The sequence below is a fragment of the Roseibaca calidilacus genome (genome assembly GCF_001517585.1).
Classification (GTDB): domain Bacteria; phylum Pseudomonadota; class Alphaproteobacteria; order Rhodobacterales; family Rhodobacteraceae; genus Roseinatronobacter; species Roseinatronobacter calidilacus.
In genome coordinates this window covers 1-24,084 of record NZ_FBYC01000002.1, presented here as the reverse complement: position 1 = coordinate 24,084, position 24,084 = coordinate 1, and the positions used below count along the sequence as shown (strand labels likewise).

Below are 24,084 nucleotides of genomic sequence, written 5' to 3'. Positions count from 1 at the left end.
ATTTTGAACTGAGACAAACACATGACAGAGCAGATGAAGATGGATGGTGGCAAGAGCGGCGGACCGGTCGAGTGCCTTGGCATGACCTTTCCAAGTGACGATGCGCGGCGAGAGCATTTTCAGAAGCTGCTCGCGGAAAAGCTCCAAGATCCCGCATTCCGCGCTCAGGAGGGATTTCCGAAGGGAACCGATGACGCGATCCTCGCTATGTCAGATCCACCCTATTACACGGCATGTCCAAATCCTTGGCTGGCCGATTTTGTCGAGCACTACGGCAAGCAGTATGATCCCGCCTTTGAATACGCCCGTGAACCGATGGCAATCGACGTTTCCGTGGGAAAAACCGATGCGATCTACAAGGCCCATGGCTACCATACGAAAGTGCCCCACCTTGCTATCGTTCCGTCTATTCTGCATTTTACCGAACCGGGCGACATCGTTCTAGATGGTTTTGCGGGGTCAGGCATGACTGGCGTTGCTGCACAGTGGTGCGGAACCGCGCCTTCTGCCTATCGCCACAAACTGGAGATGGAGTGGAAGAAGGCTGGAACGCCCGCACCGAAATGGGGTGCGCGACGTGCAGTGCTGAATGATCTGTCACCCGCTGCGACGTTCATCGGTGCCAACTATAACTTGCCATTCGATGTTGACGCCTTCGCCAAGGAAGGAAAGCAACTACTTCGCGATGTCGAGCGTGACATTGGTTGGATGTATGAGACGCTCCATTCAGACGGAAAAACAAAGGGCAGGATCGAGTTTACCGTTTGGAGCGAAATCTTCACCTGTCCGGAATGTGCGGGAGAGGTCAATTTTATCGATGAAGCCCTAGATGACGACAACAGAACGCGCGACTCCTTTCCCTGTCCTCATTGTGGTGCGGCTCTCAACAAGGACAAGCTTGAGCGGGTTATGGAAACACGCATCGACCCAGCAACAAATACACCTTGGCAAAAAGTTAAGTTCAAACCGTCATTTATCGCGTATTCGGTTGGAAAGAAGAAATATCAAAAGAAACTGGACCAAGGGGACCTCGAAACTCTCGCTAAAATCGAGAACCTTCCGTTGCCGCCGGAAATGCCTACTGTTCGATTTCCAATTGAACAAATGTATCACGGTTCACGAATAGCCCCAAAGGGATTCTCGAATGTCCATCACTTCTTTTTGCCACGGGCTGCCCAAGCAATGGGGCTGCTTTGGCAAAAAGCGCAAAGCTGCACCGACAACCGAACACGAGACATTCTCCTTTTCATGGTTGAGCAGTCCATCTGGGGCTTTTCTGTCCTGAACCGCTACAGCCCGACTCACTTCTCTCAGGTAAACCGTGCCCTTAATGGCGTCTACTATGTGGCGTCCCAACACTCCGAGTGCAGCCCTTGGTACAACCTGACCGGCAAACTTGACCGACTTGAGAAAGCATTTCGGGGATATCGAACTGGCGGGAAAGCTGCGGCCATTTCAACGGGAACGGCAGCAAGTATGCCTCTTGGCGATAACAGCATCGACTACGTATTCACTGATCCGCCTTTTGGAGCGAACATCTTTTACGCAGATCTCAACTTTTTGGTTGAATCTTGGCACGGCGTAACGACTGATGCCAAGCCAGAAGCGATAATGGACAACTTTAAAGGCAAAGCGCTTCCAGAATACCAGCACCTCATGCAGCGTTGCTTTGCGGAATATTACCGTGTTCTGAAGCCAGGTCGTTGGATGACAGTGGTTTTCTCGAACAGCAAGGCGTCTGTCTGGAATGCGATCCAAGTTGCACTTCAACAAGCGGGTTTCGTCGTGGCCGAGGTAACCGCTTTGGACAAGCTCCAAGGCAGCTATCGTCAGGTCACCTCGACGACGGCCGTCAAACAAGATCTGGTGATCTCCGCCTACAAACCCAACGGTGGGCTTGAGCAGCGTTTGGCAGAACGGGGCGCAGCGCCAGATTCTGCATGGGACTTTGTACAGACACATTTGCGTCAACTCTCTATCTCGAAGTCGAAAAACGGGGTGTTGGAATTTGTGGTTGAGCGGGATCCTCGACGGATTTATGACCGTATGGTTGCATGGTTTGTCCGCCATGATTTCCCGGTGCCGCTCTCTACAGAAGAGTTCCTTGATGGCTTGCGGAACCGCTTTCCAGAACGTGATGGGATGGTTTTCCTTTCCGAACAGGTCGCTGAGTATGACCGGAAACGCGCCCAAGCCGCCCAAGCACCGCAGATGGAGCTTTTTGTCTCTGATGAACGCTCGGCCATCGACTGGCTGACGGATTTCCTGCGTAAACGTCCCTCCACCTATCAAGAAGTGCATCCGGACTTTACGACCCAGGTCGGAGCCGGTTGGAAAAAGCATGAAGAAAGGCCCGAGCTTGCGGCTCTGCTGGATGAAAACTTCCTGCGCTTCGATGGGTCCGGCGACGTGCCGAGCCAGATCCACAGCTATCTGTCGACCAATTTCAAGGATCTTCGTGGACTGGAAAAGGAAGACCCGCGCCTGAAGGCAAAGGCGAAGGATCGCTGGTTCGTGCCTGACCCGAACAAGGCGAAGGATCTCGAGCAGAAGCGCGAACGCTCGCTGCTGAAAGAGTTCGAGGCGTACAAAACCGCGACCAAGCGCCAGCTGAAGGAGTCTCGTCTCGAGGTGCTGCGCGCCGGTTTCAGGACCGCCTGGGCAACCAAGGACTACAAGACGATCATCGGTATCGCCGAAAAGCTGCCTGACGAGACGCTGCAAGAGGATGAAAAGCTCTTGCTCTGGTACGACCAGGCGCTGACCCGCACGGAGGCTGATGCGTGACGCATGCCGCCCAAGACTATGGCATTGGCACGTGGTGCTGGCATGAACGACATGCCGCACCCTGCCGTGTTGTGGACCGAGAGGAAATGTGGGGCGCGACCTCATACCGGGTTTGGCTGCCGGGCAAGGATGCCGTCGTCCGCGCCAGGTCGCGCGACCTAGGGCCGCTCGAAGCCGTCCGACCATCAGTCGATCAGATCTTGCATACCGCCGCTGCGGCAAAGCTTCTGGATGCCCTCGAAGACAACCTTCTTCTGGCGCCGATCCAGTCGAGCGTCGTTCCCCTGCCGCACCAGCTCTACGCCTTGAACCGCGCCATGAGCCGGGATCGAATTCGCTATCTGCTTGCGGATGAGGTGGGGCTCGGCAAGACCATCGAAGCTGGGCTGATCCTGCGCGAGCTCAAGCTGCGGGGCATGGCCAAGCGGATCCTTGTCGTCGCGCCCAAAGGTCTCGTGCGGCAATGGCAGGCAGAGATGCGCCTGCATTTTGGCGAGAACTTTCAGTTCATCGAGCCGTCAGAGCTTTCTGCATACCGGCAGTTTCGCGATGACGAGGAGAACCTCTGGCGGCTGCACGACCAGGCGATCTGTTCGCTGGATTCTGTAAAGCCGCTCGAAGGTCGGCGCGGCTGGAGTGCAGAGCAACTCAGCACCTATAACCGTGAACGTTTTGAAGATTTGGTCTCCGCATCCTGGGATCTCGTCATCATTGACGAGGCTCACCGTATGGGCGGCAGCACTGATCAAGTCGCTCGGTACAAGCTCGGCGCAGCGCTTGCGGAAGCTGCCCCATACCTGTTGCTTCTATCCGCAACGCCACATCAAGGAAAAACGGACCAGTTTCACCGGCTGATGCAGCTGCTCGATCGTGACGCATTTCCGAATGAAAACAGCATATCCAGTGATCGTGTCCGTCCTTTTGTCGTCAGGACCGAAAAACGATTGGCAATTGATGCCGAAGGTAAACCGTTGTTCAAGCCGCGCGTGACACGTACACAAGCGGTCGCCTGGCTGGATCGCCACAGCGCGCAGCAGGGCTTGTACGAAGCAGTCACTGAATATGTTCGCCACGGCTACAATCAGGCCATGGCATCCAAGCAACGCCACATCGGTTTCTTAATGATCCTGATGCAGCGGTTGGTGACATCCAGCACTGCGGCTATTCGAGCGACTTTGGAAAAGCGGCTTCTTGCTCTGGATGACGATCATCGTCAGTTGCAGCTTTTTTCTACGGAAGGTGTTGGAGACTGGCATGAGCTGACGGGTGATGACCAGATCGACGTTGCCGTGGCATTTGAAGCCCTGGGCGATGAACGAAAAGATGTCGAAGCGCTTCTCTTTCTTGCGCGCGAAACTGAGGCACAAGGGACTGACGCCAAGGCCGAGGCGCTCCTGGAGCAGATCTACAAGATTCAACAAGAAGAAAACGATCCAGAGCTGAAGGTTCTGGTGTTCACCGAGTTTGTTCCAACGCAAGCTATGCTCGCGGATTTTCTTGAGAGCAGGGGCTTCTCGGTTGCTACGCTTAACGGGAGTATGGATCTCGAAGCGCGAGGCCGCGCTCAGCGAGCTTTTTCCAGTGATGTGCGTATTTTAGTCTCGACGGATGCCGGCGGCGAGGGCCTTAACCTTCAATTTTGCCACATCATCGTCAACTTCGATATGCCGTGGAATCCTATGCGTGTTGAGCAGCGGATTGGTCGAGTGGATCGCATTGGGCAGCCCCATATTGTGCGGGCAATCAATTTTGTGCTCGAAGACACCGTCGAGCATCGTGTCCGAGAGGTACTCGAAACAAAGCTCGCAGTGATCGCGGAAGAATTCGGCGTCGATAAAGTTGCTGATGTGATGGATTCGGTAGAAGCAGAACCTTTGTTCGACGAGTTGTTCGTTCAGGGACTTCAAGACCCCGCGTCGATCGAAACGGAATGCGATGCGGTTCTGGCCCAGCTTCGATCCACGCTGGTCGACAGTCGAAAGAGCAGCGATCTTCTATCAGATGGACATGATCTGGATGCTGATGGCGCGCGAAAGTGGCGGGATCACCCGGCGCAGTTTTGGCTGGAGCGTGCAATTACGACCGGACTGCCAGCGCGTGGAGGAGAAGCTGCGCGAGATGGCGACACGTGGCGGATACGATGGGCTGATGGCAGCGAGTCACCCGCGGTTTGCTTCGATGCGCGAACGGCCGGTGCCCGACCTGATGTAGAATGGGTCACGCTTGAAGATCCTCGGGCACAGGCCCTGATTTCCGACCTACCAAGATGCGTTTCCGGCCAACCGGTCCCTGCCGTCCGCATAACCGGACTACCTGATAGTGTAAAAGGCGTTTGGTCACTTTGGGAAATCAGCCTTGCGGCTGATGATTTCAGCCGCCGTCGCTTCTTGTCGGTATTCGTCAATGATGAGGGGCGCGCCTTCCAACCTACGGCAAAGCGTATTTGGGATGTCCTCTTGACTGAACAGGTCGAGCAGTTCGAACCCCATACTTCACAAGACCCAGATGACTTGTTCGACCGTTCAAAAACTGCTGCGGTTTCTCAAGGCGAGCGGATGTTTTCTGATCTGGTCACAGAGCACATGACGCGGATTGACGAGGAGCGTGCACGGGCGCTGTACGCCTTCGAGGCTCGCCACCAGGCGATTGGGAGGGTCGGCCTTCAAACGGTTCGAGATTTTCGTAGAAAACGCCTCCAGAACGAGCATGCTGCACGAATGGCGAAATTAGGTGCGGCAGCATCCTATTCCCCAGATCTTAATGCACTTCTCGTTCTGCGTATTGGCGAACCGCTGGATGATGGAAAATGAGTGAGTGGGCCGACCGCATCCTACGAGAATTCACTGCGGATCTTTCCCGTTTCTGGATCGCTTTGGATCCGGATGGCCTTCTCTTGGAAGAGCGAGTTCTGCATGGTCTTCGTGAACGTGGATTTGAGGTTCTCCCCTTCGAAGATTCAGTATCGTTCAGAGCCGATTACGAAGAGCGTTTCCGTGCGGCATGGGATGCTGGTGAAGATGGTTCTGCCAAGGCGCTTGTCTTGCAGCTAAGGGGGACGGATCTCAATTCACTCCCGTGGGACTACATCAGATCGGCGCGCCAAGTCAGTCTGGGTTTGGCTGATCTATTTCCCAAGCTGAACTACGGCGTCGTCCATAGGATTGAAGCTGAACATCATGAAGCGCTTTTCCAATCATATCAGAAGCATACGACACAACCCCTTGGAGAAGGGGCAACCAAGGATTTTATACTGACGCATATCTTTAGGCTCAGCCCCTATTTGCTAAGCAGGCCAGAAGATTTCTGGCGGGAAGTTTTGCGTCTTCACTATCGCGGAACCGGGCTCCCGGAACATCTCGCAAAGCACGTTGCGGCGGTCCTGAGAGAATCCTCCCTTGGAACATTGCCAATCGCAGAACTGCTGACATCCAAGGCATTTATGGTTCGGGCATTACAAGATGCGTGGTCTCGCTTCGTTGTCCGGTATGGTGTTGAGACCTACGGCAGGGACGGAGACTGGACGGCAGACGAAAATAACGCGCTTATTGTGCCATTCGATCATCCTGATGTGCGCGTCATTATTGACACGATGTTTCTGGAGGGCGTCCTTCAGCCCATAGCTGTACATGTACGACCTGCAGACTTACCGGATTGGATACGGGTAGGATTGATCGACGATCCGCAGGCACTTTCCCGACTGGTGTCAGAAGGTGCGACTAGGATCGCAGCCGACATGCCATTGATCGATGCGCCTTATCGCGACTGGGTGGAAGCGGCCCGTCGCCTGGCGGAACTTATATATCGCTTCAATGAACTCAAAGCCGCAGATGCTGCTGGCCTACAGGAGCAGGTTCGGACGTTGCAACTGAACGCCGATGCGCGGCTAAAGGAGTGGGTGTTTCGGCACTTCACAGACTTGCCTTCATTGCCCGTCGCGAAAGCGCCTGTGATGGTGCACCATGTGCCAAGATATTTAGCTATGCGCCGTAGCTCTGGTGAAGATCGAATTGCTCTCGTAGTGTTTGATGGCTTGGCACTGGATCAGTGGGTCCAAATCCGTGAGGATCTGTCTGCGAGAGTTTCTGAATTTTCTGTAGATGAAGGTGCGTGTTTCGCGTGGCTGCCGACACTGACTTCCATCTCTCGCCAAGCGCTTTTTTCTGGTCTAAAGCCTCGCGAATTCCAGAGTTCGATGGGCACGACAGCGCAAGAACCATCACTCTGGTCTAAGTTTTGGCAAGAGAATGGACTGAGGAAGCCCGAAGTCACCTATCAAAAAGGGCTTAAACGATCCGAACAACTGGCGGCATTAGAGGAAACTCTGTCAAGGCCTACGACAAAAGTGGCTGGCATCGTTGTCGACATGATCGATGAAATCGTGCATGGCGCAATGCTGGGTAAACGTGGGATCGCTGGACAAATTCGCGATTGGTGCGAAACTGGCTTCATTGAAAAACTATTCACCATGCTTAGCCAGCATGGGTACCATATTTACCTGACAGCAGACCACGGCAACGTTGATGCGGAAGGTATTGGGCGGCTCAGTCAAGGCGTTGTATCCGAATTGAAGGGTGAGCGAGTTCGGGCTTATCGCAGCGAGGATCTTGCTTCATCTGTTCCGCCGGAAATTGACGCCTTCCAGTTCGGAAAAACAGGACTGCCATCAGATTTCTTGCCGCTGTATGCGGAAGGACGGGGTGCTTTTGTCCCCGCAGGCCATCAAATTGTCGCTCACGGTGGGATGTCTGTAGAAGAGCTGATTGTCCCATTCGTAAAGATCCGAATGAAGAAAGAAGAGAATGCAACCTAAAGCGCCCCAGATCGGCTTTGATCGTTTCATCCGCCTTGATTGGGCCGCGGCCGCTTTGCGGGTACGGTCGGGTGCTGCGGACATTGGCGAGCTCGATCAGATCCTCACGGAAGCTCATGCTGGGCCAGAAGCGAAGAAGAAGACACGGACTGTCCTGAACCGTCTCTGGCTTGAACCGCGCGAGGAGGTCGTCGGTTTGGCGGATAGAGGGGTCGACATCTTTGCCAAGGTTTCGAATGCACAAGTCGAAGTGCTGACCTGGGGGATGGCCATCGCAGTGTATCCCTTCTTTGCAAAGGTTGCCGAAATCGTCGGTCGACTGACGGCCATTCAAGGCGATTGCACCACTGCTGAAGTACACAGGCGGATGGCGGAGATATACGGCGAGCGAGAAGGCACTCGCCGCATGACCAACATGGTCCTACAGTCGCAGGTCGACTGGTCCGTGCTTAGCAAAAGTGAGAATGGCAAAACGCTGACGCGGAAGCCCTCGATGGCGGTCCAAAGCCCGGAGACGGTGCAGTGGCTTTCCGCGGCACTGCTTATGCATGTTGGACGCCCTTTGGGTCTTGATGGACTTGCAGGTCAGCCGACGATGTTCCCGTTCTCGCTTGGTGACAATCTTGGCTATTTGCTTTCGTCGTCTGATGTTCTGGAAGTGAGAGCAGACAGTGCAGGAACCCGCATCGTCGGTCTGAAGGATCGCTTGGGAGCGTGATCTGCTGGCTCTTGGCATGCAGATCTATTTTACGGGCGGCTGATCACTGGGTTTGTTTCGTTCGGATTCGAACATCAGCCAATACCGCGTATGCCGCCGCTCCCCGGTCCGGTTCAGCGCGCCCATCTCGACCAGGTCCTGAAGATCCCGGGTCGTGGTCGCGCGCGATGTGCCGGTGATGGCGATGTAATTCTCGGCGCTGAGCCCGCCCTTGAATCCCTCGGGCCCCTCTCGGAACATGCGCTCGATCACCTTGGCCTGCCGGTCGTTCAGCCGATCGCGGAACTGGTCGTAGAACTTCGCCTTGGCGATGAAGAAGGCAACCCGCGCAAGTGTGACCTGCTGCGCGTTCAATACCGTCTTGCCAAACCACAAAAGCCACGCGGTCACATCCAGCGTCTTCTGGTGGGCTTCGAGCTGGTCGTAGTACCCCTTGCGGTCGCGTTCGATCGTATAGGCCAGTGCGATCAGGCTCGGCTGGCCGATATTCTGCGCAAGGGACTTTTCAGCCAGAGCGCGGCCCAAGCGGCCATTGCCGTCCTCGAATGGATGGACGCTTTCGAACCACAGATGCCCAAGTGCCGCACGCGTTAGCGCGGGCAATGGCGTGGATCCCTCTGGCGCCGTGCGGTTGAACCAGTCGACGAAGACGTCCATTTCACCTTGGACTTGCGCCGATGGCGGCGCTTCGAAATGCACCGTCGGTCGGTCAATGCGGCCGGAGACGATCTGCATGGCGTCGTCATGCCGACGGTATGCACCGATCGTCTCGAGGCCGCGGTCATGGGACAGGAGCATACCGTGCCAGTGAGAGAGCGTGTCGTGTGTCAGAGGGGCCGCGTGGTTCGAATAGACATCGACCATCATTTCGGCGATGCCCTGCTCGCGGGGCCTGGAGGGTACGCCCTCCGTGGTCAGTCCGAACTGCCGCCGCAACGAGGACTGGACACTCGACCGGTCCAGAACCTCGCCCTCGATAGCACTCGTCCGCATCGCCTCCTCACTCAGAAGCTCGATGCGCAGCCGGTCGCGCTCCTCGCCCGTCACATGGCGGACCGCACCAAGGATTTCGCCTGAGGACAGCAGAAAGCGCCGTTCGAGTGGCTCGATCGCAGCGCGGTCATAGCGGAAGTTCGGCCAGTCGGGTTGTGTCCAGTTCCAGCGCATGAGCTATAGAATCCCTTTCTATAACTCACTGTGTAGCAAATAGATGATTTATGGAAGTGGGTTCTATGCACCACCAACGAGTCCAAAGGTTGGACACATCTCCATGTAACGGCCCGGATCAGCCGTACTGTATCCGATTGGACAGAGGTCAGGCGGCGTCGCTTATTGGTTCGTAGCGGACGTCGGCCAAAGCATCGTCCAGCCACGCGGGCTGCAGATCGCCATTGTTCCATTGGTAGAGGAAACCCACCAGATTGTCGGTCTTCTTGCAGAGGATACGCATGATCGGTTCGCCGGTGAGGCGGGGTTTTGGGGTCATGACGCGCTCCTGCTATCTGGACCTCATAACTGGTTAAAGGGAGGTCAAAAATTTCTTGTCGGCGGTGTTAACGACAGGTTTCTGCAACTGCAAGGTGTGGGCGGTAGCTTCGGCAAAAACCCACCGACAAAAGGACAAGTTGTCTTTATAGTCAGGTTGTTGACGTATCATTTTCTCTATTCTGCGCTGCGGCGCGAACGGCAATCTCATCCAGGAGAATGTCGATCTCCGCCCAGACACGCGGTTCGATCTGGCCGCGGATCAAGGCCCACTTGCTGAGCACATCGAGGGGGTCATGGGCGTGCAGGATGGAAGTCAGCGCATTGGCATCGACGGCCAGAGATGTCCGCGCGCGCCATTCGGTGATCCGCGTTCTCTGCTCTTCGGAAGGTGGGACGAACTCTGGCCCGAGCTGCCAGGTCTTCACGGCACGGCGCAGAGCTGCCCGGATGACATGAGCGGGGTCGACGCCGCAGTCGATGAGGGCTTCTTCCTGCCGTTCCAGCGCGTTCACCCGGATATCGATCTTGCGGGTGGCCGGAATGCGTCGGACCCTAGGCTGCGACGCCGTGGGCGCTGTTATGATCTCGGCCGCTGTCTCCGGGCTTGCTTGCGGCGAAGGCACGGAAGGCCTGCTTGGCGCCGGCGCTTGATCTTCATCCGCCACGTCTGCCGTCATGCTCATCGGCATCAGGACGGTCTCTTCCCGGTCCCCCTCTTCCCTTCCCGGGTCTTTCTCCCCCTCCGGCCGAAGGGACGCGGCATAGGCTGGGTCGGGCCGGGTGATGGTTGGAATCTTCTTTCTCAACGCCCTGCCCTCACGCGGCCAGGATGTTGTTGAGGATGTCGGTGGCCTCCTCAAGGGCCGCGACGACATGACGGACATGCGGGCGCATGAGTGGGTTTGGGTCGGCCTGCTTTTGCAGCGCGATGGCATGGAGTAGGCCTTTCTCGTCCATCTCCTTGTAGACGTTGCGGCGCATCATCACCGTCTCGATCACCGGAAACCGGGCGATCGCCACTTCGATCAAGCCGGCATCCGCGCGCGTGGCTTTCGGGTCAACCATGTTTAGAACGACATGGTGGCGCGGCAAGCTCGCCGGGTCATCGACGCGCGCGCGCAACCTTTCGAACCAGTCGGCCGTCTGCGCGCCGACATCGAGATCCGAGGTAGAGAGCATGACCGGTGTCACGATGTGATCGGCGAGAACGGCGATCCCGTCCGACCATTCCGCGCCGACGCCTGCCGTGTCGATGAAGACGAAATCCGCCGAGTCCGCATCATAGACCTGCTCGATTTTGCGATCGACGGCCCCTACACTCTCGACCGAGATTGACCGCAGCAGAGGCGACCCGAGACCCGCCGCTTCAGCTCGTTCGTGCCAGGCGCCAAGCACTCCGGTGCTATCAGTGTCGATCAGCAGAACCCGTCGCCCGGCAGCCACGGCAGCGCTGATCAGGGCGCGCGAGAGCGTGGTTTTACCACTCCCCCCTTTCCGGGCCATCGCGGCGATGACCACGAGATTGTCGTTAGGCATGGCGCAGACCTTTTGCAAAAATAGTGAAACGCTACAAAGATGTAATAATGTTGCTAACCTCTTGGTGCATCGGCGTCAAGCGGAAGGCGGGATGCATGATGCGGTGGGCAGGATGCATTCGCCGTTACGCGTTTTGCAGCGACCAGACAGCGGGGCGCAGGGGACAGACGCCGCGATCCAGGTTGCGCGATGCTTTTGCCAGAAGACTTGCTGCATTCGGCAATCTCCAAAAGACGTAAAGCGCGGAACGCGACGCGGGGTGCACGCGACGCCGTGCATGAAGCGCGAGACGCGATGCGTGTTGCAATCGACACGGCACCACTTGCCCGAAGACGCGCTGCAGAGCGCAAACGACACCGTGCATAAGACGTGATGCACGGTGCAGGGAACGCGGAACGCGTTACATTGAGCGCGTTGCGCGCTGCATTTGACAAAGGACGTCAAATCGGCCCCAGGGGCCGATTTTCTACATTGAGTACAAGCCCTTAATGCCTTCTCCGCTTGTGCTGGGAGAAGGCCGGCTTGTACGAAGGTGGCAAGAAATAGGAACGTTAACTTCAAAATGTCACGCGGCCGAAGACTGACCGAAACAGACCGTCTGAGCATCGCCAAAGAGCGTGCGCAGGGCGTCGTCGCTGCTGATCTGGCCCAGCGGTATGGGGTCAGCCTGAAGACGATCTACAATGCCGTGAACCACGCTCTGGACCGACAAAACGCGAATGGCAGCCGGCCGATCGTCATTGGTCTGCGGGTCAGCCGACGTGAGTTGGCCGCGTTTGATGCCGCACTTGCCCGTCATGGCATCACCAGTCGCACAGATGCCTTGCGCCATTTGGTGTTGGCTGCTGATGAAATCCTGGAACCCGATCACGCGTTGACTGAGGCCCTTTCTGCTCGGGCGGCCGACATCAGCCGTATCGGCAACAACATCAATCAGGTGGCACGGCGGCTGAACGAAGCCAGGCTAAAGGGCCAGCCTTTGTCCTACACTGCGGAAAGCCACGGGCATATTCGCGAATTCGCAGGGCTGATCCTCGATCTGACTGATCGCTTGCAGGCGCTTCTCTTGAAGCGTCGTGCCGATCTGGCGCTCAAGGTCACAAAGGCATGGGCCCCGCTCGTCCCGGATCGGCTAAAGCGTGGGTAAGCGCCTTGCCCACGGTGTCGGGCCCGCCCTCTTCGATCGCGACTGGAGCCGGGTCTCCGGCAGCTGGCAGGGACTCGCCAGGAACGCGCAGATGGTGCGCGCGGCGCGTGGCTATTCCCCGGCCATATTCAAGCCGATCTCGAAGGGTGGGTGCCACACCGGCGCGCAGCTCAAGGCCCAGCTGACGTATCTTACCACCAAGTCGAGCCACATCCTCGACAGTCGTGGCACACATGATGGCAAGAAGACCCTGTCCGAGGCCGAGATCGACCGGGTCGTGCGCCGCTTTGAGAACCAGTGGGGCGAGCGGCACAGCCCCAAGCTCGGCCATACCTCGCATCTGCTGATGGCATTTCCCGTTGGCACCAGCGGTGAGGAGGTGCGCGCGATTACGGAATCCGTCTGCGAGAAGTTCTTTCAAGGTGAGGGGTCGCAATTCGACTATATTGCTGCAATACACCAAGATCGCGCGCATCCACATGCGCATATCGTTCTGAACCGCCGCAGCAAGGATGGCGAAATGTTCTTTCTCGGGAAGGATCACCACTTCAACTACGACGCCTTCCGGGTGGCGATGGTCGAGGCGGCGCAGGTCCACGGGATCCGGCTCGAAGCGACACGGCGTCTTGACCGGGGGGTCACGACCTACCGCGCCGAGATTGATGAGGTCTACAAGGCCCGTGACGAGGGCCGGCCGCCGGTCGAGCGTCAGCGCACCGGGGCCGACCTGGCCGCCGCCCTGGAGACGGTGGCGTGCAACGCGCTGACCTATCGGGGTCTGGCTGCCGAGGCGTCCCGGTCGAACTTCGATGACGTGGCCGAGGCCCTCGAGCGGGCCAGCACCATCCTTGCCAGTGGCGGTCAGGTCCAATCTGACGGAGCCATCTACATGTCCCAAGACGAAACAGCGTTCGACACGCTGATCACCGAGTTCTCTCAAAACATCCGTCAGATCGAAGCGGCGATCGACCGGGCGCCCGCAGCCGAGCGGCCGGAAATCGAGCGAAAGCTTACCGATGTCCTGGCCTCGGTCGCGCATCTCAATCCGCTGGGAGATCGCTCGGCCGCGCTGCTTGATGCGCCGTCCCGCGATGGGGTCTACGCGCGGGCGAGTATGCGCGAGGACCAGATGATGCGTCTCGACGACGGGGATGTGAAGGCACGGCTTACGCAGGCGCTGCAGGGCACGGGGATCGACCCCGAGGCCGTAGCCGCCCGCATGCGCGAGGGTGCCGGCAATGCAGCCCTCGAACGGCAGTGGCTGGCGCAGGATCTGCGCGCCATCGCCACGGCGGGCGACCTCGATCTAGAGAAGGGCGAGGATCGCGAGGAAGCGCTGGACCGGCTGGAAGCCGTTCACGTCCGCCTGGGCGATACACTGACCGATGCCCGCATCTTGCGGGCGGTCGACGATGTCGATGAGGCGGAGGATGCCGAGGTCTCGCTCGCCGAACGTCTGACGCCACTGGGCCGCGATCTCGACGACGCGGGACCGGACGCCTTCGCCCCGTCCGAGCGGCAGGACTTCCAGCAGCTGGTCGCCCAGTTCCGACGGACAGATTTCACCTACCCGTTCTCAGACGACCCTTCCGTGCGCAGGGCCGGTGCTGTCGAAGTGGAAGAAGCCCGCGCCGCCTTCAACGCCTATGCACAGCGATCGCCCGATCACGCCGAATTGGCCTCGATGGCTTGGGACAAGATCACCGACAGCCGCAAGCCGCAGGAGTTCGCCGTCGAGCAGAAGGATCGCAGGCTCCACGCGGGCGACATGGACCTGGCACTGCGCGATCCTACGCAACATCTCGGTCCGATCACCGAAGATGACCGCACCCTCGCGCGCTACCGCGCGGAGATGCCCGATGAAGAATTTGGGACGGCGGTGCAGGATGAGATCAACCGGCTGCGCGCCGCCGGGGCATCGCGCGCCTATATCAGTGAGCGTAGCTTCGATATCGAGGACCAAGCGCGGCAAGACTATGCCGAGCGGCGCTTCATGGCCGAGACCGCCCCAGACGTGGCGACGTTCCTGCGGCGGGCTGAAGCCGAGGAGGGCACATCTCTCCCCGAAGGAGTCGGGCAGCGCCTGATCGAGCAGATCGACAGAAACCTCACGCCAGATGCGGTTACCGCCCTGCGCGCGGGCCATGCTGATGTGTTGGACAAGTTCACCGAACATCCGCTGCGGCAGCTGGAGCTTGCGAAGGCCTATCTGGAAAGCAGTGAGGTGACTGCCCACGGCCCGGCCATGGAGCGGGTTCTGGATGCCTTGGCTGAGGAACAGATCGAGGCACAGCGCGCGCGTCACGCCGCAGCCCATGGCGAAAAGGGGATCACCCATGGATAAAGGCAAGATCGCGGGCGGGATCCTCAGCCTGACGCTGGTTGGCCTCGCCATCGGCTATGTCGTGGCCACCGGCTACCTGACCATCCGCTACGGGCTTAGGACGGACGCCTTCGACGTCACCCTGCTTGCGCGCGAGTATCGCGCCCTTGGAACAAGCGCCCCCCGGGACTTCCTCTGGGTGAACCTGATCCTCGCGGGCTTTGGCATCGCCGCGCTGATGCTGAGCGTCACGCTTCTCGGCGACGCCCTAACGCGCTTCGGCACGACCCATTGGCAGACCCGGAACGAGATGAAGCGCAACGGCTTCTTCGCCAAGCCGGGCGGCGGCTTCCTTCTCGGCAAGCTTGGCTCTCCGAAATCGAAGCGCCCCTTCCTCGTGTCGAAAACCTTCCCGCATGCGCTGATCGTGGCGCCGACGGGCCGGGGCAAGGGGGTGGGTTTCGTAATCCCGAACCTGCTCACCTACAAAGGCTCGGCCGTGGTGCTCGACGTGAAGGGCGAGAACTTCCGCGAGACCTCGCGCTTCCGCGCCAGCATGGGCGACAAGGTGTTCCGGTTCGCGCCAACAGACTGGGACCGGCCGACGCACCGCTACAATCCGCTGGCGCGCATCGCGGCCATGACCAATCCCGACCGGCAGCAGATGGAGCTGAAGCTGACCGCAAAGCTCTTCCTGCAGACCGACAACGAAAAGCTGAGCGGGCTTCTGGCCGGGGGCATCGATCTGTTCGTGGCGGCCGGCCTTCTGGCCTTCGAGCGCGGCGTGCCGACCATCGGCGAGATCTACCGCATCACCGCTTCGGGCGGCGACAAGCAGAAGGAATACCTCAAGCGCGCGCAGGAGGTGAAGAACAAGTCGGCCAAGCTGATCTTCGAGCGCATGGCATCGACCAACAATGACACCCTGACCTCCTACCTGTCGCTCTTGATGACCTCGGGTCTCGACACCTGGGACAACCGTGCGATCGACGCGGCCACCGCGACCTCGGATTTCTCCTTCCGGGACATCCGGCGTCGCCCCCACGCGATCTATCTCGTGGTCGAGTCCGAGATGATCCGCCCCCTCGCCCCGCTGATCCGGCTGTTCTTCTCGGACCTGATCGCCTCGCTGCAGGCGCAGGAGCCGGGCGATGACGAGCCTTGGCCGGTGATGATCATGCTCGACGAGTTCGATCGCCTTGGGAAAATGCCGATCGTCGCCGAAAGCATCAAGACGCTGCGCTCCTTTGGCGGCAACCTCGCCATCGTCACCCAGACCATCCCGGCGCTGGACGAGATCTATGGCGAGAACACCCGCCGGTCGCTGCAGGGCGGCGCGGGCGTGAAGCTCTACCTCACCCCGTCCGAGCAGAAGACCATCGAGGAGCTGAGCCAGGCTGTGGGCAAGACCACCAAGCGCGTGATCACCCGGTCACGCGCGGTCGGGCGTAACCCTTTCGAGGGGCGCAGCGTCTCCGAGCGGACAGAGGACACGCCGCTCCTGACCGAGGATCAGGCACGCCGCATGGACCTCGACGAGGTGATCCTCGTCATCGACGCGCAGATGCCGATCCGCGCAAGGCGGATCAAGTATTTCGAGGACCCGTTGCTCAGGGTGCTGCATGCCGGTCAGGCGGGGAGTTTCCCATACCCAGATGAAGACGGCCTGCGGCGCGATCGGCAGATGACCGAGACGCGGGAGACGGTGGAGAAGCTGAAGCAGGAACTGCGGGAGGTGCGGGCTGCTGCTGGGGCGCAGGGCTCTGAGGCAGCTGCGCTGCCCAAATCGGCTCACTCTCCCTCGCAAGAGCCACTCGATTCAAAGCCTGCGCCGTCGGGCCGGGCGCGAGGGAGGGCCGCACGGGCCGCTGCGGGTAGCGCAAGGTCAGATCATCTTTCCTTCGATCTGGCCGGGCTCGGTCTTCGGGCGTCTGACAGTGTCGAACTGGCAGCGGCAGTTCAGACAACGCGAGGGATCATTGCGGAGCATGCTTGAAATGGTCTTGGAACTTTCATGGAGCACCTCAGCAAAAACAGAGGAAAACACAATATCTGGTGGATTGGTGATGGTGATGGCGGACTGAAATCGCTACAGGCGAACTTTGTTCTTGCATTGGCGACCGAATCTGCTATCTAGGCTACAGTGTTCAGGCGATGGATAGCGCCACAGGCTGACTGGTTCGCCAGTCGAGGAGGCTTCGGTCTCTACCCACTTTGGGGGCAGCGGCGATCGCGAGCGAGAGATGCGATCGGCGACGACTTCCGACTTAAGGCCGCAGCGCACGTTGCGGCACGGGGATACCTGGGGGTTACCGTTTGCCCACTTTGCCTCTTGGGGTCGGCGCACAGCCATCGGGTGGTCCGGTGGTGATGCCCAGGAGGATGCTGAAATGGGAACAACTGATCCCAAGAAGCCCCTGAACACCGGGCAACGGGTCCGTCGTTGGTATCGGCGTGTTCTTCGGAACAGGTCGATACTCTTGGCCGCGTTTTGGATGGTTAAAGCCATCGTGAAACTGGCGCGGTTTTTCCTCGACGGCTCCTAGGTGTTCATTGTTTGGAGGGAGAAAATGCTGAACAAAGCCCTGCGGCTTGTGAGGGTCTATCATGACCTGTCACAGGTCGACGCCGCTGAGCGCTTGGGCCTTTCAAAATCCTACGTGTCTGAAATCGAGAAGGGCGACAAGAACGTCTCAATGGCCACACTGCAGAAGTATTCCGACGCCTTCGACATTCCCATGTCCTCCTTGCTTTTGTTCGCCGAGAAGGTGGAAGGGGCGGGGAAGGCCGAAAATGTAAGGGTGTTCGTCGCCGACAAAGCAGTGAAGATGCTGGACTGGGTGGCTACAATTTCGGATTACAGAGGGTCTGAGCGATGAGCTACCCCCGCAACCAGTCCATTTTTTACAAGACCACCAGTCCCCAAATGCTGGCGGACCGGTTGCGGGTAACGCTCGATGAGTTGAACGAGCTTTGCGCAGCAACGGACAATTACAAGAGATGGACCGACAAGAAAACTGGTCGGCCGATCCAGGAACCCAAGCCGAAGCTGGACAAGGTACACAAGCGCGTAGCCTTGCTTCTGGCCAAAATTGAGACCCCAGATTACCTGCATTCTGCAATCAGGGGGAGATCCTACATCACCAACGCAAGCGGGCATTCTGTGGATGCGGGCTGTGTGAAGATCGATGTCCGGAAGTTTTACCCGTCCGTCCGATCACAGGCGGTCCACCACTTTTTCCTGGATCGAATGCTTTGCTCGGGGGACGTAGCAGGCATTCTGACCAAGTTGCTCACAGTTGATGGTCACCTCCCGACTGGCAGCAGCTCCAGCCCGATCCTTTCCTACTTTGCCTACGAGGACATGTTCGACGCCTTGGCTAAGCTGGCGGCAAGCAAGGGCTGTGTCATGACCGTCTATGTGGATGACGTGGTATTTACAGGCATAGGTGCGACCAGGGGCCTTCTGTATGCAGCAAGGAAGATCTTTTCATCCTATAGGTTGCACGGTCACAAGACCAAGGTGTTCCGCCCCGGCCAACCTAGGATCATCACCGGCGTCGCCGTCACCAAAGAAGGCATGAAGCTTCCAAATAAGCGGCAGAAGGGAATTGCGGAAGACTTCGCAGTCTTTGATGCCCTGCCAAATGGTCGCGAGAAGCTGATGATCGCAAGGCGGCTGACTGGACGTCTGTTTGAAGCCAGCCAAGTTGATCCATCATGGAGAAGCAAGGCAGAAATGGTCGCAGCGCAGCGGGACGCCCTTCAGTGCTACGATCGATAGAGCCAACTTAGCAGCCATCGGCTAATTCGTGAAAAATGCATTATGCATGTCAGTGCAGCATGTCGCGTTCGGATTTCTCGACAGCACGTTGCTTCTCAAACGCTGCCTTCATCTTCGCGGGTGTCCCGAATACTTCATTGAGCATATCTGCAACTGCTGAGTTCATCGCCACGAAATCAGCTTCAGCATCGCCGGCGGCAAGGCCCACATCCATCGTCGTGCCATTGTCCACAACAAGGCGCACCCTTGCTTGATCATCGTTGTAAAAATCGAAGGGAGAATCCAGCAAGAGTGGCGTGAATGAAACCTCGAAATACTCGTGGCGCTCCTCGCCCTCGTCATCCTCACTGGTGAAATCAGCCACGAAATCATGGGTGTTGATGAAGTGGATGGTCCAGCGCCGATCATACGTTGTGCCATCTGTTGACAGCATCGCCGCGACAGGATCGCTGAGATCGCGGCGAAGACGAGAGACTAGGAAATCGGTCATCGCCAGCTCTGTCAGGCTGAGCCCCGTATCCATATCGAATAGATCGACAAAGTTGATTGCCCAAAGAAAAGCACATTCCCGCATGCGGGTTAATGTGTCCTCCCGCGTCGCCTCTTCTGGCGTGACGAGCACCAAGCTGTGGTTCTTCGGTCCCAAGTATGCGCAGATGCTGGCGATGGTGTTCGAGATGAAACCATCACTTTCAGGAACTCCATATGCGGCCGCGTCGTTCGCGCTCAAAACGCCGATGTATGCTTCAGGCGCTTCCTGGAAGATATCGTGATAAACACCTGCCATCTGCCGACAATAGCTTTGCCAGGCATTGATTTGCTCAAGCGCTGTGAGCTGCATGGTCGTCGGCATATCGGTTTCGCCCGTTGCCCACTTGGCCACCGTTTCTTCGCGCACCCCCCAGAACTGGGCTGCTTCGAGGTTGGTAAAGCCAAACCGCCTGAGTATGACCGAAGCCATGGTGACCTTCTGCTTATCGGTCATGTGTTCCCTCCGAATTCATCTCGATTTCGTCAGCATTGTCGCCGTGGTCACGGACCCAGCCGCTTCGCCCTCTCGGCCATCCGTACCACCTGCGCGCTTGCCGTTGCCGCGGCGCTCCGCACGGCCGCGGGGGCCTGAACGGCCCCTCGTCCGATCACTTCACCTGTCGTGAGCGCACCGATCCGCGCCCTGCCCTTGACGCCGTCGGTATTGAATATCCCCCGCATGATCCCGGTCGATCCCGCGACCACAGCGGGTGCCGCAGCCACCATCAGGTTCCCCGAGATCCCCCGCACAATCAGTGGTGTTGCCGCAACGAAGCCCTTGGCTAGGAACACCATCACGAAGAACGGGACCAGCGAGCCGATGTTAGTGGCCGAGTTCGGGTCACCGAGCTGGGCCAGCAGCGAATTCGCCATACCGACCACGGTCGAGAACATGGCGGCGATGACGATGGGGTAGAAGGCGTAGCTGATCGTCGTCGAGACCCATCTGTGGAAGAAATCCTTGGTCGCATCGAAGAGCGACAGCGCGATCATGATCGGCGCAAGGCCGAGCATCAGGGTGAGCATCATCTTGGCGAAGATGAGGACGATGCCGGTCATGAAACCAAGCAGGCTCAACATGACAAGGCCGATCCCGCCGAGGATCGCGCCGGTCATCCAGTTCAGGTTGTTGCCTATCGCGTTCAGGTATTGGCTGAACTCGGTGATCAGCCGGTCGAATTCGCCCGCGAAGTAGGTGGCCCCTGCCCCGCCGCCGCCAACCGAGGAGATCAGGGCCCCGGCGACGTGGTCGAGCCCGCCGATCACGGCATTGGCGACCGCGTTGAAGTTGGCCCAGTTGAATGCGAAGAGCCCTATCAACATCAGCTTGATCAGGTACCAGAAGAAGCTGGCCCCATCCATGCTGCGGAACTGGAAGGCCATGTTGATGCAGACGCCGATCAGCGAGAGCGTGACCATCAGCAGGACGATCGTGCCGGTATTGCTTGCCACCGCCCCGAACTGGGACTCGGCGGCATCGGCAAGGAAACCGTCAGCGGTTCCAACCATCCAGCTGACGATGCTCATTACCAGTTGCCTTGGGTTTCGCAGATATCCTGGACGTCCCGGGCGATCTGGTTCTGCTCGTTCCGAAGGGCCAATTGGGCCTGAGTGTGCTCCGCTTGGGTGCTTGTCGCGAACCGTTCCTCGTACTCGGCCGAGGCTGCATCCCATGACGGGAAGCGCACATCACAGCCGCAATCGCCGGTTTCCTGGATCGCCTCCCATGACCGCAGCTCGTAAAGCCGCATCAGCGTCAGCGCCTTATAGGCCTCGCGCGGGTGGACCTCGTCCATCCAGGTCGGGCGAGCGGGCCGGTCGTTGCAGATCCGGTACTGCTGGGGCGTGATGGTCACGGTGAGATCGTTCGTGACCTGAGGCGAGGTCTGGGCCGCGAGTGGTGCGGCCAGCAGGGTGACAGCTGCGGCGAGGATGGTCTGGCGCATGGGGGTTTCCTTTCGGTTCATTTGGCCGCGACCGTGGGGCGCTCGGCGCCCCCGGCTGGACCCGTGTTCTGGTCTGGATGTCTTGCCTGCCCCGGCAGGAAGAACTCGGTGATGCCGCGGGCGCCGTCATGGCGACCGGCCTGGATGACCACGTCGATGGAGCCTTCAATGTAGTCGACCATGTCGGCATAGGTCATGGGTACGTCAGTCTTGAGGGCTGCGATGGCGAGCCGGCGGACGGCCAGCTGTGGGGTCTCGGCATGCAGCGTGGTGAGCGAGCCGCCGTGGCCTGTGTTGATCGCCTCAAGAAAGGTCATTGCCTCCCGCCCCCGGACCTCCCCCAGTACGATGCGGTCGGGCCGCATGCGCAGGGTCGAGGCCAAAAGCACATTGGCGCTGCGGGCCTCGGTGTCGCGGTCGGCAATCAGGGTTACGGCGTTTGGCTGTTCGGGGCGCAGCTCCGCCGCCTCCTCGATGGTGATGATCCGCTCTTCGGGCGGGATCAGCGAGAGGATCTTGCGCGCCGCGACGGTCTTGCCGGTCGACGTACCACCCGAGACGATCATGTTGAGCTTGTTCTCGACGCAGAAGCGCAGGGCGGCATCAATGTCGCCGGAGGCCACGACATCGCGCAGCGCAGCGTTTCGCTCAAAGCGCAGGCCCTCAAGGCTGCGCTCCTTGCCATAAAGAAACCCGAGCTTGATCGCCTCCAGCGGCAAGGTGGAGAAGAACCGCAGCGATATGGAAAACCCGCCTTCAACGGCGGGAGGCTGGATCACCTGCGCCCGGATCGGACGATCCCGATAGAGGATCGAGACCGAGACGATGGGCTTCTTGGTGCTGAGCGTCGTCGAGGCGGCCGAGGCGATCTGGTTGCCGAGATCCTTGATCTCAGTCTGGGTAAGCGGGTTGCCGAGGCCTCGCATGAAATGATCGCCCTGGAACTCGCCCCAGACCTGCCCGTCGGGGTTGATGCAGATCTCGATCGTGTCGTCCCGTTGCACGGGCGCGCCGAGGCGATCCAGTGAGGCTTCGAGATAGCTCGCCGCCATGTCAGAAGATCTCCAGGTCGCGGTCGACCATGACCGTGATCCGCGTGCCCTGATCGACATGGATCACGGGCCGGATCGCCAGATAGTCCTGCATGACGCTCTGGGTGCTGTCGCGCAGGTCCGTGCCGACGTCGCTCGCGATGTCGGCCGCTGCCTCATCCTCGATCTGTCCGGCGGCCGCCGCGGGCAACGCCCCGATCAGCGAGATCAGCGCGGCCGAACCGAAGCGCTGCGCGAAGCGCGTATCGACAAATCCTGTTGTGCCGGTGCGGCCGAGCTCGTCGCCACCAAAGGCGCTGATCTCGACTGTCTGGTTGTCGGGCAGGATGATACGGTCCCAGGCCACCATGACCCGGGATTGCGCGAGCGCCACATCGGAGCGATAGCGCCCCACAAGACGTGCACCGCGCGGGATCAGGACGCGGGTACCGTCGAAGGAATGGACGTCCTCGGAGACGATGGCCCGGATCGCGCCGGGCAGCGTGCTGTCGAGCGCCGTCTCGGTCACGGCCTGGATCATCGTGCCTTGCACGACGTTGTTGCCGGGGTTCACGATCACTTCGGCCCGCGTCACCGGGGCGGGCCGTGCGCCTGCGCGGACGAAGGCTTCGTCCTCATTAAGGCGCGCGGCCTCTATGCTGTTCTCCCGGTCGCTCCCCGCCCCCATCCCGGAAAACGCGATCATGGGCGATGCGATGCGTTCGGCCCGCGCCTCGGCCTCCGCGATGCGGCGGCGCTCGAGTTCGGCAAGCCGCAGCTCCTCTTCGTTCGGACCGAGGTCGGTGGGTGCAGGGGGCGTCAGCCGCGCGACTTCGAGGTCCATGCGCAGCTGGTCAAGCTCGCGGTCGCGTTCGGTCAACTGCCGCTCAAGCGCGCGCTGCGCCTCGGTCGAGGCGGTCTGCAGTGCCGCGATCTGTGCCGTGAGATCGGCGATGGCCTGCTCCGCGCCGCTGTCAGATGCCTCGACGGGCCGCGCGCGCAGGTCTTCGAGTTCCGCGCGCAGCGTCGCGAGGCTTTCCATCAGCGCCAGTTCCGACGCGGAGGGGCCGGTCTCGGCCGGCGGCGGTGCAGACTCGACCACGGGCATGGGTGCGAGGTCGCCGAAGCCCGACCCCGCGGTCTGGAATTCTTCGGGAGCTGCGGTCGGAAGGGGCGCCTCGGGCGACGGCTGCAAGGCCGCCCAGGCAAGCCCCCCCACGGCCACAATCCCGGCCACGCCAAGAACCGCCGTTAGCGGAGATGGACGTGTGACCGCCCGCTTCTTGTCGCCCGTCGCCTCAAGGGCTGCAAGGCGCGCGGCAAGGTCTTCGGTGTCCTGGCTCATGATGTGGGTCCACCCATATCCTGAACACAGACCTCGTCTTCGCCGAGGCGCAGCACCCATTGCCGGTTCACGCCCGAGACGCGGATGACGCCGTCCTCGATCGCGGTGCTATTCACCGCCCGCTCGCCGCCATTGGCATAGCGGAAGATCGCCGGGACGGGCGCGTTCCGCGCGAAGCGGAAGTAGGTGAAGGTGCCATCATCCCAGATGGCGGTCGGTGTGAACTCCTCCCGGGCGCTGACGGCATAGTTCGCGTTCGGCGCATCAGCCGCGACGGCCCGGGCCGGTTGAACGCGGCTCTCGGGATAGCGGAACTGCACGACGTAATGCGGGGTCTCGCGCGCCTCGACCACGTGGAAATAGTAAGAGCGGCGGTTCGTGTAGACGGTGATGTTGGTGGCGACACCGGAGGCCGCGGGTTTGATTGCGAAGGCACGCCCGCCTGGCACGCCGTCGAACTGGAAGCCAACCGTGTCGCCCGCGATGATCGAACGGATCGTCTCGCCCTCGCCGAACTCGACGGTGGTCACCCGGGTCAGGGTGGTGACGACGCGGTAGACCTGCCCCTCGGTCCAGGTGGCGATCCGGACGCGGTTGTCATGGGGACCGGGGCGCGGCGTGGTCTCGGCAAAGGCTGC

Annotated in this window: 19 protein-coding genes; 9 read left to right on the top strand and 10 right to left on the bottom strand. The window is 59.6% G+C overall.

Annotated elements, in window-relative coordinates; all coding sequences use genetic code 11:
* The first annotated feature begins 21 nt into the window (after window positions 1-21).
* Genes AWT76_RS02570 through AWT76_RS02555 form a run of 4 tightly spaced genes read left to right on the top strand, consistent with a single transcriptional unit; the run spans window position 22 to window position 8,315 of the window.
* Window positions 22-2,787, top strand: a complete 2,766-nt coding sequence (locus tag AWT76_RS02570; RefSeq protein ID WP_072244772.1) for a DNA methyltransferase — start codon at window positions 22-24, stop codon at window positions 2,785-2,787.
* Window positions 2,784-5,597, top strand: coding sequence for a DEAD/DEAH box helicase (locus tag AWT76_RS02565; RefSeq protein ID WP_072244771.1), 2,814 nt, complete (start codon window positions 2,784-2,786; stop codon window positions 5,595-5,597). The genes AWT76_RS02570 and AWT76_RS02565 overlap by 4 nt, the downstream gene beginning before the upstream one ends.
* Window positions 5,594-7,597, top strand: coding sequence for a BREX-3 system phosphatase PglZ (pglZ, locus tag AWT76_RS02560; RefSeq protein WP_072244770.1), 2,004 nt, complete (start codon window positions 5,594-5,596; stop codon window positions 7,595-7,597). The genes AWT76_RS02565 and pglZ overlap by 4 nt, the downstream gene beginning before the upstream one ends.
* Window positions 7,587-8,315 (top strand): hypothetical protein, encoded by a 729-nt coding sequence (locus AWT76_RS02555; protein WP_072244769.1) that lies wholly within the window; start codon window positions 7,587-7,589, stop codon window positions 8,313-8,315. The genes pglZ and AWT76_RS02555 overlap by 11 nt, the downstream gene beginning before the upstream one ends.
* A 24-nt stretch (window positions 8,316-8,339) precedes the next feature.
* Here the strand turns inward: AWT76_RS02555 and AWT76_RS02550 are convergent, their stop codons facing one another.
* From AWT76_RS02550 to AWT76_RS02540, 4 genes are all read right to left on the bottom strand, one after another.
* Complete coding sequence (locus tag AWT76_RS02550) at window positions 8,340-9,482, bottom strand: Fic family protein (RefSeq protein ID WP_072244768.1); 1,143 nt, start codon at window positions 9,480-9,482, stop codon at window positions 8,340-8,342.
* Window positions 9,483-9,630: 148 nt separating this feature from the next.
* Window positions 9,631-9,801 (bottom strand): hypothetical protein, encoded by a 171-nt coding sequence (locus AWT76_RS16820; protein ID WP_170119136.1) that lies wholly within the window; start codon window positions 9,799-9,801, stop codon window positions 9,631-9,633.
* 151 nt (window positions 9,802-9,952) lie between these two features.
* The gene (locus tag AWT76_RS02545; protein WP_072244767.1) at window positions 9,953-10,609 is read right to left on the bottom strand and encodes a hypothetical protein; all 657 of its coding nucleotides are present in this window, start codon (window positions 10,607-10,609) and stop codon (window positions 9,953-9,955) included.
* 10 nt (window positions 10,610-10,619) lie between these two features.
* The gene (locus AWT76_RS02540; RefSeq protein ID WP_072244766.1) at window positions 10,620-11,339 is read right to left on the bottom strand and encodes a ParA family protein; all 720 of its coding nucleotides are present in this window, start codon (window positions 11,337-11,339) and stop codon (window positions 10,620-10,622) included.
* Window positions 11,340-11,901: 562 nt separating this feature from the next.
* Between AWT76_RS02540 and mobC the strand changes: the two genes are divergently transcribed.
* From mobC to AWT76_RS02515, 5 genes are all read left to right on the top strand, one after another.
* Entirely contained in the window at window positions 11,902-12,486 is a 585-nt protein-coding gene (mobC, locus tag AWT76_RS02535) for a plasmid mobilization relaxosome protein MobC (protein WP_072244765.1), read from the top strand.
* A 91-nt stretch (window positions 12,487-12,577) separates the two neighbouring features.
* On the top strand, window positions 12,578-14,830 hold the full coding sequence (locus AWT76_RS02530) for a relaxase/mobilization nuclease domain-containing protein (RefSeq protein WP_245638752.1): 2,253 nt from the start codon (window positions 12,578-12,580) through the stop codon (window positions 14,828-14,830).
* Window positions 14,823-16,805, top strand: coding sequence for a type IV secretory system conjugative DNA transfer family protein (locus AWT76_RS02525; protein ID WP_072244763.1), 1,983 nt, complete (start codon window positions 14,823-14,825; stop codon window positions 16,803-16,805). The genes AWT76_RS02530 and AWT76_RS02525 overlap by 8 nt, the downstream gene beginning before the upstream one ends.
* A gap of 574 nt (window positions 16,806-17,379) precedes the next feature.
* Window positions 17,380-17,688 (top strand): helix-turn-helix domain-containing protein, encoded by a 309-nt coding sequence (locus tag AWT76_RS02520; protein ID WP_072244762.1) that lies wholly within the window; start codon window positions 17,380-17,382, stop codon window positions 17,686-17,688.
* Window positions 17,685-18,593 carry a reverse transcriptase family protein gene (locus AWT76_RS02515; RefSeq protein ID WP_072244761.1) on the top strand — a complete coding sequence of 303 codons (909 nt, stop codon included), beginning with the start codon at window positions 17,685-17,687 and terminating at the stop codon, window positions 18,591-18,593. Before AWT76_RS02520 ends, AWT76_RS02515 begins: the two co-directional genes overlap by 4 nt.
* Before the next feature lie 49 nt (window positions 18,594-18,642).
* Here AWT76_RS02515 and AWT76_RS02510 read toward each other — a convergent pair whose 3' ends face one another.
* From AWT76_RS02510 to AWT76_RS02485, 6 genes are all read right to left on the bottom strand, one after another.
* Window positions 18,643-19,578 (bottom strand): hypothetical protein, encoded by a 936-nt coding sequence (locus AWT76_RS02510; RefSeq protein ID WP_072244760.1) that lies wholly within the window; start codon window positions 19,576-19,578, stop codon window positions 18,643-18,645.
* A gap of 47 nt (window positions 19,579-19,625) precedes the next feature.
* The gene (locus AWT76_RS02505) at window positions 19,626-20,651 is read right to left on the bottom strand and encodes a TrbL/VirB6 family protein (protein ID WP_072244759.1); all 1,026 of its coding nucleotides are present in this window, start codon (window positions 20,649-20,651) and stop codon (window positions 19,626-19,628) included.
* On the bottom strand, window positions 20,651-21,070 hold the full coding sequence (locus tag AWT76_RS02500) for a hypothetical protein (RefSeq protein WP_072244758.1): 420 nt from the start codon (window positions 21,068-21,070) through the stop codon (window positions 20,651-20,653). The genes AWT76_RS02505 and AWT76_RS02500 overlap by 1 nt, the downstream gene beginning before the upstream one ends.
* Window positions 21,071-21,087: 17 nt before the next feature.
* Window positions 21,088-22,122, bottom strand: coding sequence for an ATPase, T2SS/T4P/T4SS family (locus tag AWT76_RS02495; protein ID WP_072244757.1), 1,035 nt, complete (start codon window positions 22,120-22,122; stop codon window positions 21,088-21,090).
* Between the two features lies 1 nt (window position 22,123).
* Window positions 22,124-23,446 (bottom strand): TraB/TrbI/VirB10 family type IV secretion system protein, encoded by a 1,323-nt coding sequence (locus AWT76_RS02490; protein ID WP_072244756.1) that lies wholly within the window; start codon window positions 23,444-23,446, stop codon window positions 22,124-22,126.
* Window positions 23,443-24,084, bottom strand: a 642-nt coding sequence (locus tag AWT76_RS02485; RefSeq protein ID WP_176699314.1) for a TrbG/VirB9 family P-type conjugative transfer protein, incomplete at its 5' end; no start/stop codon positions are given. The genes AWT76_RS02485 and AWT76_RS02490, both read right to left, overlap by 4 nt.